Origin of the sequence: Lysinibacillus sp. BS3 (assembly GCF_039614735.1) — a bacterium.
In the GTDB taxonomy this organism is placed as follows: domain Bacteria; phylum Bacillota; class Bacilli; order Bacillales_A; family Planococcaceae; genus Lysinibacillus; species Lysinibacillus capsici.
On the sequence record NZ_CP154860.1, the window covers coordinates 3,915,086 to 3,928,547 of the forward strand.

General features: G+C 38.1%; 10 protein-coding genes. 7 read left to right on the forward strand and 3 right to left on the reverse strand.

The window, feature by feature from the left end:
* Positions 1-2: 2 nt before the first annotated feature.
* The 5 genes from ytpR (at position 3) to AAJG31_RS19470 (ending at position 6,827) form a co-directional block, all read left to right on the forward strand.
* Complete coding sequence (gene ytpR, locus AAJG31_RS19450; protein WP_279495776.1) at positions 3-617, forward strand: YtpR family tRNA-binding protein; 615 nt, start codon at positions 3-5, stop codon at positions 615-617.
* A gap of 262 nt (positions 618-879) precedes the next feature.
* Complete coding sequence (locus AAJG31_RS19455; protein WP_279495775.1) at positions 880-4,035, forward strand: DNA translocase FtsK; 3,156 nt, start codon at positions 880-882, stop codon at positions 4,033-4,035.
* 229 nt (positions 4,036-4,264) lie between these two features.
* A complete protein-coding gene (murC, locus tag AAJG31_RS19460; protein WP_004226102.1) occupies positions 4,265-5,578 on the forward strand; it encodes a UDP-N-acetylmuramate--L-alanine ligase in 1,314 nt (437 codons plus the stop codon).
* Between the two features lie 109 nt (positions 5,579-5,687).
* Positions 5,688-6,191 carry a DUF948 domain-containing protein gene (locus AAJG31_RS19465; protein WP_048393503.1) on the forward strand — a complete coding sequence of 168 codons (504 nt, stop codon included), beginning with the start codon at positions 5,688-5,690 and terminating at the stop codon, positions 6,189-6,191.
* 135 nt (positions 6,192-6,326) lie between these two features.
* Positions 6,327-6,827, forward strand: a complete 501-nt coding sequence (locus tag AAJG31_RS19470; protein ID WP_004226105.1) for a YtxH domain-containing protein — start codon at positions 6,327-6,329, stop codon at positions 6,825-6,827.
* A 53-nt stretch (positions 6,828-6,880) separates the two neighbouring features.
* Here the strand turns inward: AAJG31_RS19470 and pilM are convergent, their stop codons facing one another.
* Positions 6,881-9,034, reverse strand: coding sequence for a pilus assembly protein PilM (gene pilM / locus AAJG31_RS19475; RefSeq protein ID WP_048393505.1), 2,154 nt, complete (start codon positions 9,032-9,034; stop codon positions 6,881-6,883).
* A gap of 173 nt (positions 9,035-9,207) precedes the next feature.
* Between pilM and AAJG31_RS19480 the strand changes: the two genes are divergently transcribed.
* Together AAJG31_RS19480 and ccpA are read left to right on the forward strand one after the other, a co-directional pair.
* Positions 9,208-10,293 carry a bifunctional 3-deoxy-7-phosphoheptulonate synthase/chorismate mutase gene (locus AAJG31_RS19480; protein ID WP_004226108.1) on the forward strand — a complete coding sequence of 362 codons (1,086 nt, stop codon included), beginning with the start codon at positions 9,208-9,210 and terminating at the stop codon, positions 10,291-10,293.
* 174 nt (positions 10,294-10,467) lie between these two features.
* The gene (ccpA, locus tag AAJG31_RS19485; RefSeq protein ID WP_048393506.1) at positions 10,468-11,472 is read left to right on the forward strand and encodes a catabolite control protein A; all 1,005 of its coding nucleotides are present in this window, start codon (positions 10,468-10,470) and stop codon (positions 11,470-11,472) included.
* A 178-nt stretch (positions 11,473-11,650) separates the two neighbouring features.
* On the opposite strand, the gene AAJG31_RS19490 is transcribed toward ccpA, so the two are convergent.
* Complete coding sequence (locus AAJG31_RS19490; RefSeq protein ID WP_048393507.1) at positions 11,651-12,811, reverse strand: acetoin utilization protein AcuC; 1,161 nt, start codon at positions 12,809-12,811, stop codon at positions 11,651-11,653.
* Complete coding sequence (locus AAJG31_RS19495) at positions 12,811-13,458, reverse strand: acetoin utilization AcuB family protein (RefSeq protein WP_048393508.1); 648 nt, start codon at positions 13,456-13,458, stop codon at positions 12,811-12,813. The genes AAJG31_RS19490 and AAJG31_RS19495 overlap by 1 nt, the downstream gene beginning before the upstream one ends.
* Positions 13,459-13,462 lie beyond the last annotated feature (4 nt).

Sequence of the window (13,462 nt, forward strand, 5' to 3'; positions counted from 1 at the left end):
CAATGAACGTATTTTACAACAAAGAGCATGTAGGAGATGTCTTACTAGTTCAACTATCAACGGAGGCTATTGTGAAAACAGAAGTAGAACGTGCTGGTGATATTGCTATTTTAAGGGAAGCTCAAACGGGAGAAATTAAAGCCTTCAATTTATTTAATGCGAGCAGTTACATCCAAACAGATGCTAAAGGCTTAGTAGAAGTGACACCAGAATTAGTAGCACAGCTAGCGGTGGCAATCGAAAAAAATGGAGCTAATATTAATCTTGATGTTGATTTTTCACCAAAATTTGTGGTTGGTTATGTAGAAACAAAGGACAAGCATCCAAATGCTGACAAATTGAGTATCTGTTCAGTCAATGTAGGAGATGAGATACTACAAATTGTATGTGGAGCTCCTAATGTAGAAGCAGGTCAGAAGGTAGTTGTTGCGAAAATTGGTGCCGTAATGCCTTCGGGAATGCTTATTAAAGAAGGAAATTTACGTGGTGTTGAGTCTTACGGCATGCTTTGTTCAGCGCGTGAATTAGCGATTCCTAATGCACCATCTGAAAAAGGAATTTTAGTATTACCAGAGGATGCTATAGTTGGTAGTGCTTTTGAATCACCAACTAAATAAAAATTCCCCTATTTAAAAAAGAAATTATTAAAATTTAAATGTTTTATCATGATATTATTCCTTGTGTCAAGGTGAAATGCCCTAAATCGTTATGTTACTAATATGCTAGTAGCATAACGATTTTTTTGTTTAGAATGAGCCTCTAAATGCAAGTTTCAAGACCGTTTTTATGGTATGCTTTTTGATGTAGACATTGAGCTATTGATAAATTTAAAACTAGACAATGCTATAAATGAAGTGTAAGAGAAATGAGTGAAACGAAGTGAACTGGTTTAAAAAACAAATTAGTAAATTTATTAATAAAGAAGATGAAGACTATGAGTATGAAGAATATTATGAGGATTATGGAGAAGTTCAGTCGGAGCAATTACATACACAAAAAGAACCACCAATCGCTAAGCAAAAGACTTTCCGTTTCCCTTTGATTGACGATGATGAAGGTGAAGCATCCTATACGCACTCAAAAGAAATGTTTGATCAAATGGAAGATGATGATTATGGACAAATTGGGGATTTATCGTTACCAAAACATTTAAATCATCATATTGTCGATTCTAGTGTTTATGATGTTGAGGTTTCAGGAATTCGAGATTTACTAGCAAATCGCTCTAAACGTACAGGTAGAAAAACAATGATGAAAAGTCACCCTTCAGAACAAGAATTTCGTTCAAGAGCAAGCTTAGTGTTTCGAGATGCACAAAATGAAACAGCTACTATAAGTCCTATGACTGCACCTGCACCAAAAGAAAAGAGTCAGCGAAAAGAACAAAAAGTTGAAAATATTATGCCTGAGAATCGCAAACGATTTGTTCCAACAGATGTGCCTTCACCTGTCTATGGTTTTGCAAAACCAAGTCCCATCAAAGATTTATTAGATAAAAGAAAAGAGGAATATGAGAAGCAAGAAACCGATGTACAGGCAGTTGAAAGGGTTACTGTTGCAAAGCCTTTAAAAGAAGCGACAACAAATGAGGTCAATGAAAATATACTAGAAGAAAAAGAGCCGGCTAGCACAAACCAAACGGTTTTAACGGAACACCATGAGATTATTCAATCGAAAGAACTTTCGACAGTAAGTGAACCAATTATTTTTGAGGAAGAACTGTTGGTTGAAGAGAACGATGATAAGGAAAATTTGTCATCAAATGTAGCTGTGCCTCAAACGACTTCTTTTGCTATGGATTTTGAAGGGCAAGAGAAGGAAGCTGTTGTTCAAGATCAAACAGTTCAACAACTTTCAGCAGATCAATCGGAAATCCATGTCAAAGAAATGATTGTGGAACAAGTACAAATAGAAAATTCTACGATCCATATTGGAGAAGTTACTGTCGTTCAACCGTCAATGGATGACCAATCTCCTGATACTGCATCGAGGGAAGAAAAAAGTCGAATTCCATTTAATGTACTAATGTTAAAAACAGATAAAGAAAAATGGAGAATCCAACAGCAATTGAAGATGGCTCAGCAGCCTATACGTGTAGAGAGCATGCCAGAAACAGAGAAAAACAAACTAGTGGATGTGATGCCAGAAAAATCATCGTCCTTAGACAGCATGACAACAAATGAAATGTCCGTTTCACCACCAGAAGATGACAACGATTTCCATATGTCAGAGACTGTTCAATTGCAAGTAGATGGTCCAGTGCAACTTGAGGTAAAAGATGAAGTAGAAAGTGTCCCTACAAAAAGTAGTGCTGAAGAGCCTATTGCTGTAATTACAATGGCTCCTGTTACATCAATGTCAAGTATCTCAACAAATGAAAGAATAGAAATTGAAAAAGCAGCTGCTGATGAAATTTCTGCAACTATTGAGCCAGAGCTTGAGTTAGAACCAGAACTTGAACTATCTTCAGAACGGGACCAAGTGTCAGAACCAGAACTAGCTATCGAACCTGAAGTAGTTTCAGAAATTGTAGAGTATGCTCCGGTAGAATCTGTTGAGAATCAAGTAGCACCACAAGAAGTAGAAGTAGAAGTAGAAGCTGAGATACCAGCAAAGCCTATACACGTCTATCAAAAGCCAACGGATGAATATCTAGAGCCACCAGAGGAAAAAACACAGGATACGGATTGGATGGAGCAACAGGGCGACACATTAGTCGAAGCACTATCTTATTTCCAAGTTTCTGCGCAAATTGAATCGATTATGCAAGGTCCTGCTGTTACTCAATTTGAAATAACAGTGAGCCATGGTACAAAGGTGAGTAAAATTCGAAACTTAGCAGATGATTTAAAACTTGCCCTAGCAGCAAAAGATATTCGTATTCAAGCACCAATTCCTGGGAAAAGTTCGATCGGTATTGAGATCCCAAATCGAGTATCACGAGCTGTTCGCTTATCTGAGGTAACAAATAGTGCCTCCTTCGTTGAGTCAGATTCACCATTAGAGGCAGCATTAGGACTTGATTTGACTGGAAAACCTGTTACGTTAGATCTGCGTAAAATGCCACATGGCTTAATCGCTGGTGCAACGGGTTCGGGTAAATCCGTTTGTATTAATTCTATTTTGGTTAGTTTATTATATAAAGCTGCACCACACGAGCTAAAACTCATGCTGATCGACCCTAAAATGGTAGAGCTGGCGCCATTTAACCATATTCCGCATTTAGTTAGTCCTGTCATTACAGATGTAAAGGCGGCAACGGCTGCACTAAAATGGGCAGTTGAGGAAATGGAGCGTCGCTATCAACTATTTGCTCATGCAGGTGCACGTGATATTACACGTTTTAATGCCATAGCGGATAAAAATAATGAACATAGCCTGAAGTTGCCTTACATTTTAATTGTTATTGATGAGTTAGCAGATTTAATGATGATGTCTCCAGCAGATGTAGAGGAGGCCATTTGCCGTATTGCTCAAAAGGCACGTGCATGTGGTATTCATTTAATTGTTGCAACGCAAAGACCTTCAGTGGATGTTATTACAGGGTTAATCAAATCAAATATCCCTACACGTATTGCCTTTGCAGTTTCCTCTCAAATTGATTCTCGTACCATTTTAGATGGGCAGGGAGCTGAAAGGTTACTTGGTCGAGGGGATATGCTATATTTAGGTAATGGTATGTCAGCGCCCGTGCGTTTACAGGGAACTTTTGTTACAGATGATGAAATTGAATCGATTATTGAGCATGTTCGTGAACAGGGTGAGCCTGATTATATTTTCGATCAAGAGGAATTATTAAAGAAAACAGAGGTGTCCGCAGAACAGGACGATTTATTTGAAGATGTTTGTCGATTTGTCTATGAGCAAGGTGGCGCTTCTACCTCATTGATTCAACGAAAGTATCATATTGGCTATAATCGTGCTGCTCGTTTAATTGACATGTTAGAATCACATGGTTTTGTTTCGGAAGCAAGAGGAAGTAAGCCACGTGAAAGTTACATTACAGAAGAAGATTTAATTACTATGTTTGAATAAGAATTGCATTGTTTTCGTCTAGATTATCTAATTTACGTCGAATTTAGTTTTTTTAGAAAAGTTACACATCTATCCTTATGCATAAAAAGTGCTATAATAGACAAGATGTGTTGAATAGTACGTATTTTTTAACACTTGTGAAGGTATTAATACCTAACCATTCGTGAAATAATACGATACACCTAATAGATGATAGATGGGATATTGAAATTCCCGGGGGGTTTAATTAATGACAGTTTTTCATTTCACAGGCATTAAAGGTTCTGGCATGAGTTCGCTTGCACAAATCTTATTTGATGCTGGTGAACAAGTACAGGGCTCAGATGTCGATAAATATTTCTTCACGGAGCAACCGTTACGTGAACGTAATATTCCAATTTTTACATTTAATGCAGATAATATTAAAGAAGGTATGACAGTGATCGCAGGTAATGCATTTTCCGATGATCACCCTGAATTAGTACGTGCTCGAGAAATAGGTGTAGAAGTCATTCGTTACCATAAATTTTTAGGTGAATATATTGGCAACTATACATCTATTGCCATCACAGGTGCACATGGTAAAACATCTACGACTGGTTTAATGGCACATGTGGTAGGTGGCTATAAACCGACATCTTATTTAATTGGTGATGGTACTGGGGCAGGTCATGAAAATGCTGATTTCTTTGTAATGGAGGCGTGTGAATACCGCCGTCACTTTTTAGCATATAATCCTGATTATGCTGTGATGACGAACATCGATTTTGATCATCCAGATTACTTCGCTAATATAGAGGACGTATATTCTGCATTTCAATCATTAGCATTACAAGTGAAAAAAGCAATTATAGCATGTGGTGATGATGAACAGCTTCAACGTATTCAAGCAAAAGTACCAGTTGTGTATTATGGATTTGGTGCTGAAAATGACTTTGAAGCTCGTAATGTTGAAAAAACAACTGAGGGTACAAAATTTGATGTTTTTGTACGTAATGAATTTTATAGCACTTTCTTTATCCCATTATTTGGGGATCATGCTGTTTTAAATACATTGGCGGTTATTACGCTATGTGAATATGAAGGCATTTCTCCAGATATTATTCAGGAGCGTTTACACACGTATAAAGGTGTAAAAAGACGTTTTACTGAGACGGATATAGGGGATAATGTTTTAATAGATGACTATGCACACCATCCAACGGAAATTCGCGCGACAATTCAATCAGCACGACAAAAATTTCCTGAACGTGAGCTAGTTGCGATTTTCCAACCACATACATTTACACGTACACAAGCTTTTTTACAAGATTTTGCGGATAGTTTGAGCCTTGCAGATACAGCCTATTTATGTGATATATTTGGCTCTGCGAGAGAAACGCAAGGCGCGCTTTCTATTCATGATTTAGCGTCACTTATTGAAGGCAGTGCAGTGATTACCACTGAAGGAATTGATATATTAACAAAACATAATGGCGCAGTATTTTTATTTATGGGCGCTGGTGATGTTCACAAGTTCCAAGATGCTTTTGAGGACGTGCTTAAAAACAATGAAACAGCTTAGTCCGTAGGGGTTAAGCTGTTTTTTCTCAAATTTAAGCAGGAATTCCGTTTTTTTTGTCGAAGATAGGGAAAGTAATAGTAAAGACAATTTACTAGCAGGAGGTCAACTTATGGAAGTGATTTTGTATATTGCAGCCATTATTGCTGCAATCGGTTTTTTAATTTTATGTGTGAGCGTGGGCATGACATTATTCTCGCTTAAATCCATCTTAAACAGCTTAGCAGGGACATTATCTGGGATTGAAGGCCAAATGGAAGGCATTACACGCGAAACAACTTCTTTATTATCAAAAACAAATAGCTTAGCAGAGGATATTCAACATAAATCTGAACAATTAAATTCAGTTGTTCAAGCTGTTAAAGGTATTGGTGACTCCGTTAATGGTTTAAATAATTCTGTTCAGCAGATTACTACTTCTGTCTCTAAAAGCGTAGAACAAAATGAAGAAAAAATTGCACAAGTTGTACAATGGAGTAATGTTGCGATGGGTATTGCTGATAAATGGAAAAAGCGAAAAATCATCGAGCAGGAAACGGTATCACCTGATGCTTATGCATTTGAAACTGTGCAAGTAGAAGAAACACCAAAAAGAAAATGGGGTCGTAAAAAATGATAATTATTCAGTGAGTATTCTATGCTGGCTGAATAAAAATAAAGTCTTAGACATATAAGTTGAAGATGCATCTGTGAAAATAGATGGACAACCAGTCTAGACAAATTTGATAATTAGATGGGGAGGAATTGTTGCATGACAACTCAAAAGCCAAATTTTAACGAAGTAAAGGAACAGCAGCTTGAAAGTTCTTTGCCTCAGCTTTATCATCCGCAAGACTCGATTTATGAAGAGGAGCGTGTAAACATGAAAGATTTTGTGATTGGCGCATTAGTTGGTGGAATCGTAGGGGCTGCTGCAGGTCTACTGTTAGCTCCAAAATCAGGAAAAGATTTACGCAGTGATGTGGCTGTACAAGCTGTTCAGCTAAAAGATAAGAGTGCAGACTTCTCGACAACTGCAAAAGATAAAACAGTTCAACTTTCTAAACAAATTCAAGAGCAATCTACACAATTAGTAGAGAAAGTAAAAACACTAAAAACAGCAAAAGCACCAACTGTTTTTGATGATGGTACGGTTTCCTTTGAAGGGGAAGAACCATTAGAGGATTATATTCCAAGTGAGGAACCAAAAGCCGAAGAAACGACAGAAAAAGCAGATCAAAAAGAAGAAACAAATGAAGAAGTTCGTGCATAATGCATAATATAAAGGGATACGTTACAAGATAAAGTTGTAACGTATCCCTTTTTTTAAATGATAGGTGTAGCTTCTAATATTATTTCTAATTGATCACCACCAAATATCTCTGTATCAAAGCTCGCTGGCTGACCATTTCTTAAAATCGTAAAATTCCCCTTAAAGGCACTTGGCAGCTGCCAATTAGAGAATCGGAAAACATCTTGATAAATCCAACGACTACGATCCTTTTCTTTAAATACTAAAGTCGCTCCATTGGGTACAGTGGATTGTGGTGACACAACCATTTTATTAACAATCGCTTCATTTGCAGTCTTCTTTAGTTCCAAAACTTCCTGTTGGAAATGAATAATGATTTTATCCTCTAGCAAAAGATTCATTTGGTCTGCGATATGCTGTACTGTTGGTAGAGATGGTTGTTGGAAGCTTATCACATCTCCATTTTGTACAGCATAGCTCAATTTGGCTACTTTTCCATTAATCATTAGCTGAGAAGAGAACTCTGGTAAATATAAAGGTTGTCCATCTACTTGAATCGTATAGGACTCAAATTGCTTTAACAAATGCCAATTATTAGTGATTTTGAATACATCCTCAATTGTTTCGGCAATATCAAAAACGACGATATCACGATCATTTAAAACGGTATCGAGTGATGCAGAAGAGTTATTGACAGAAATTTTGGGCTCAATCACATATTTGGTGTTTTGGATTGTCACAGTCTTTATTGCTGCATCATCTATAAGATCTCTTACTGTAGCCGTCGCCTGTTGCCCATCTTGGCCTTCTATTAACTGAATGGCATCTCCAGTTTTAATCAGGCTTTTTGTTGATGCCTGTTGCCCGTTTACCAATATTTCAGCAGGCTGACCATGTCCACCTGGTATAAATATGTCCTGTCCGTTGACACTGATAGATAGTCCATGTCCTGGTTTTCCATATAATTGCTTTGCGCGAATATTTGCAGCTAGAAAGGCATCTGCAACAGTCATTTCTTTTAGTTCAAAAAGGCGTACCACTTGGTTATTGACTGTTAAACTCATATATTGAATCGGCATCTTTTTAGCAGCAATGGCAATACCAATAGGTGTGACTAATTCAGGTGAGGCTTTTATATGATCTTCTTTTGTTAAGTTTTGAATAGCATCAATGCCTCGAACAGCAATACGATTAGCTGGTAAATCTAGAACTTGACCTAGTTCTGTAGTAAGGTTGGGTGTTAAACTACCGCCACCAACCAGCATAACGGCTTTGGGTGCTACTCGGTTATTGAGTCGTAGAATTTCTTCTCCGATAGACTTCGCCAACTGTTTCACTGCAGGCTCAATTGCTAAAAAAACCTCTTCCTTTGGATAGAACTGATCAAAGCCTAGAATATCTTGAATCAATATCTCTTCAGAGGTTTGTAGCTGACGTTTAGCCTCTTCAGCTACAGGGAAGTCTAGCAAATAGTGGTCGCTTAAAGCTTCTGTTATTTCATCGCCAGCTGTAGGGACCATGCCATAAGCTACAACTGTACTTTTATCCGTAATGGCAATATCTGATGTACCTGCTCCTATATCAACAAGTGCCACATTTAGGCGACGCATCGTTGGAGGAATCAGCACATTAATGGCAGCAATCGGTTCTAACGTCAATGCTTCCATCTCTAAATCAGCTCGTTTAAGAGCGGCAATCAATGATTCCACAACTACACGAGGTAGAAACGTTGCTATCACTTCGATTTGGGCTTCATCCCCTTGTTGATCCAACAAGCTTCCGATCTCCTCGCCATCCAAGCGATAATACAGGACTGAGTAACCTACACAATAATAGTGGCTAATTTTTGCATCCTCTTTTTGTTGCAAGAGTTGCTGCTGTGCTTGTTGAACAGCCTGAAGTTCCAAGCGACTAATATCTTCTTCAGTAAAAATTGGTCGATTACGAATATTGATGGTCACACTAGCTTGTTCAGTTTTCAAAGATCGACCTGCTGCAGCGACACTTACCTTTGTGAGAGGCCCATGTTTCTCTTCAAGTTCACGTTTTATTTCATTAATTAATTCTGCCACATACATGACATTATGTATTTGTCCATCTACCATGGCACGTTCTTTATGCTCTTTTACTAAAATATCTTCCACATGAAAATGATCATTTTCTTCTTGGAGAATAATCCCGACCACTGAGCGAGTGCCAATATCAAGTGCGAATAGTTTAGAACTCAATGTAATCGCTTCCTTTCGCGTCATACTTGAAAATAATTTAGCGAGTTGAAGCGCTAAATTAAAAATGCGTGACATTCTGAACAACATTGATTATAATAATGCTATTATCTAAAAATGTAACATACATTTCAGAGTTCTGAAAGTGTCTGTCATGAGGAGAGGAGCAAGAAAGCATGAGCCAAAAAGATTTAGAAAGCTTACGTAGTCAAATAGACGGTTTAAACTTAGAAATTCTTCGTCTAATTAATGAACGTGCAGCTGTAGTTGATGAAATCGGTAAAATTAAAGAAAAACAAGGTGTGAATCGCTATGATCCGCTGCGTGAAAGACACATGCTTGATCTTATTAAAGAACACAATCAAGGTCCATTAAACCAAATGACGGTTGATTATATATTTAAGCAAATCTTTAAAACAGCTTTAAAACAACTTGAGGCTGATAAAAAGAAAGAGTTGCTTGTATCTCGTAAGAAGAAGTCAGAAGATACAATTATTAATATCAATGGTGAATTAATTGGGCAAGGAAAACCATCTTTCGTATTTGGTCCTTGTGCGGTTGAGTCTTATGAGCAAGTAGCAGCAGTTGCTGCTTCTATTAAAGCAAAAGGCGAAAAGTTAATTCGTGGTGGTGCTTATAAGCCACGTACTTCTCCTTATGACTTCCAAGGTCTTGGATTAGAAGGTCTGAAAATCTTAAAACGTGTGTCCGAGGAATATGGTTTAGGTGTTATTACAGAAATCGTGACACCAGGTCATTTAGAGGAAGCATTGGATTATATTGATGTCATCCAAATTGGTGCACGTAATATGCAGAACTTTGAATTATTAAAAGCAGCAGGTGCAACAAATAAACCTGTCTTATTAAAACGAGGTTTAGCTGCAACAATTGATGAATTCATTCATGCTGCAGAATACATTATGTCTAAAGGAAATGAAAACATTATCCTTTGTGAACGTGGTATTCGTACTTATGAAAAAGCAACTCGTAATACATTAGATATTTCAGCCGTACCAGTTTTAAAACAAGAAACGCATTTGCCAGTATTCGTAGATGTTACACATTCAACAGGGCGTCGTGATTTATTATTACCTTGTGCAAAAGCAGCTATTGCAATTGGTGCTGATGGCGTCATGGCAGAGGTGCATCCAGATCCATCTGTGGCATTGTCTGACTCACAACAACAAATGGACATCCCAACATTTGACGCATTCTATGAAACGCTACAAAAATTCATGAAAAACCATGAAATTCATGCTTAATTGTTAACAGCGAACACCGCTTGCTTACTTCGGCAGGCGGTGTTTATTATATCGTGACAAAATAATGTCTAGAATAGGACTATTAGTACTTGGTTTTTACGTAGTTCTTCTTGAAAATAATATGAAAATTATCGTATGATAAGGCTATAATAGGAAAAAAGGGAGGCACGTACGATGACTGTTACAATTTATGATGTTGCAAGAGAAGCAAATGTTTCCATGGCAACGGTCTCTCGTGTAGTCAATGGTAATCAAAACGTAAAACCAGCAACACGAAAAAAAGTACTAGAAGTAATTGAACGATTAGAATACCGTCCAAACGCAGTAGCGCGAGGTTTAGCAAGTAAGAAAACAACAACAGTTGGCGTGATTATCCCAGATATTGCAAACAATGTTTATGCGGAGCTGGCTCGTGGTGTAGAGGATATTGCCACAATGTATCGTTACAATATTATTTTAGCCAACTCAGATCAACATGAAGATAAAGAGTTACAGCTACTGGATACAATGCTTGGAAAACAGGTTGATGGTATTGTCATGATGAGTGATGAGGTTACAGAAAAGATGCAGCAAACGATGGATCATTCGCCAGTACCAATTGTGCTTGCAGGCTCTGTGGATGAATCCCAAACAATTGCAACTGTGAATATCGATTATTTCCAGGCGGCTTATGAAGCTATTTCATTACTTATTCAAAATGGCCATACACGGATTGGTTTTGTAACTGGCCCACTTTCGTATACAATTAACGGAAAATTCAAGCTAGCAGCCTATAAGAAAGCATTGCAGGATGCTGGTTTACCAATAGATGAAGCATTAATTGCTGCAGAAGAGTCCAGCTATGATATGGGCTTAGAGGCTTGGGAGATTTTATCTGCTCTTGAACAGCCACCAACAGCTTATTTTGCAGGAAGTGATGAATTGGCCATCGGTTTAATTCATGGCGCACAAGATGCGGGCAAAAATGTTCCAGAAGATATTGAAGTTATCAGCTTTGAGAACTCAAAGTTAGCACGAATGGTTCGCCCACAGTTAACAAGTGTCGCGCTACCGCTTTACGATATTGGAGCTGTTGCAATGCGCCTGCTGACAAAATTAATGAGCAAGGAAACTGTCGAGGACGAAGCGGTTATTTTACCACACCGTATTGAGCATCGACAATCTGTCAAAAGTAAATAATGATACTAACACGTAAATCGCTTATGAAGGATTTGCGTGTTTTTATTTGCTGGATGGAACGTCAAAAATAGAGGATAGCGTTTCAAAAGTGAGGGATAGAACAAAAGAATTGATGGATATACCACCAAAAGCATTCATCTAATTTAAAAAGCCCCACGAATATCGTGAGGCCAAGAAATTAATCCCGTCTTTCATTCCGAATAATATGTAGCGATTTGGCTAACATTTGAGCATTCTTTTCCTCTATTTCCGCTTTACGAGGAATTGGCTCATATAAAGGAATCGGATCCTCCCATGTTGGAATAAAAGGAACAGGTGCTTCTGGTTGCCAGCGATCCAGCCATGCTTGAGGGAGTGGCCCCATTGGTAACGCTTGGTCAGTCATTTCCAACCATAACATGGACCAGGCACGGGGCACCACTCGCCAAATATCGTAGCCACCGCCCCCCACTGCAATCCATCGACCATCACAATACTCATGTGCTAATTGATGAGCTAGCTTAGGAATTTCGCGATAAATATTCATTGTTCCATGTAAATGTGTTAATGGATCAAAATAATGTGCATCTGCCCCATTTTGTGTTAATACAACATCTGGCTTGAAAAATTCAAAAATCTCTCGCATTGACTGTTCATAGATCTCTAGGAAACTTTCATCCTCAGTAAACGCATCCATTGGAAAATTAAAGGAGGTTCCATAGCCTTGCCCATTGCCGCGCTCAGTAATATTTCCGGTTCCAGGGAATAGATAACGACCAGTTTCATGTATGGACAGTGTACAAACATTAGGATCCTCATAAAAGCTCCATTGGACACCATCCCCATGATGAGCATCTGTATCTACATAAAGTACACGAGCGTTGTACTTTTCCTGCAAGTAACGAATAGCCACTGTGCTATCATTGTAAATACAAAAACCTGATGCACGACCACGGAAACCATGATGGAGTCCTCCTCCAAGGTTAAGGGCGTGTTCGGCTTTTCCTTCCATTACATAATCAACAGCGGTTAAAGTTCCACCAACTAGCTGTGCACTTGCTTCATGCATATTTTCAAAAATAGGGGTATCTTCAGTGCCAATCCCATAGCTTTCACATTGTGCTTCTGATAATTCACCATGTCCTGCTTTTTTTACAATATCTATATATTTTGAATCATGTGCAAGCAATAGCTCTTCTTCCGTTGCAACACGTGCTGGTACAATATCTACATCATCGAGTGCATTAATATTTTTTAGTAGATCCATAGTTAGCGTCAAGCGTTTATGATTGAAAGGATGTGTATCTGAAAATTTATATCCGAGTTGTTCTGGCGAGTATACGAATACGGCCTTTTTCATTATAGCGAAACACCCGGTAAATTTGGCCATAGGACATCAAAGCCCTCTTTGCGTAGATCTTCAATCATTGCTAAAGGATTTAGTGTTTTTACTCGGACGCTTAAAATTTTGTTTTGTGTATTTTCAGAGTCAGGATAAACTAAGACGCTTTGGACATTGGCATGATGTTGATGAAATATTTTTGTAATTTCAAATAAAACTCCCGGGGTATCGGATACCCGAATCTCGATTTTTGACCCAGGCTCTGTAGCACCAGTCAGCTCTATATATGTATAGAGTAAATCTGTTGTCGTAACAATGCCTACCAATTTTCCACCAGAGACAATAGGTAAACAGCCTATTTTTGATTCGTAAAACGTAAGTGCCACCTCTTCAACAAAATCTAATGGATGACCTATAAGGGGGTCTTTCACCATAATATCCTCTACTTTTGCATTAAAAATAGGAGAGTTTGGTTCATCCTGCAAAGATGAGGGCAAGACCTCTTTAATATCTCGTTCAGTAATTACACCTAAAACGTGGTGTTCATCATCTACAACTGGTAAATGACGAACTTTCTTTTCACGCATTAACTTTAGTGCCTCCTGCACTGTATTGGTAGGAGCTAATGTATAAGGCTTATCATTCATAATTTCTTCTACAATCATATAT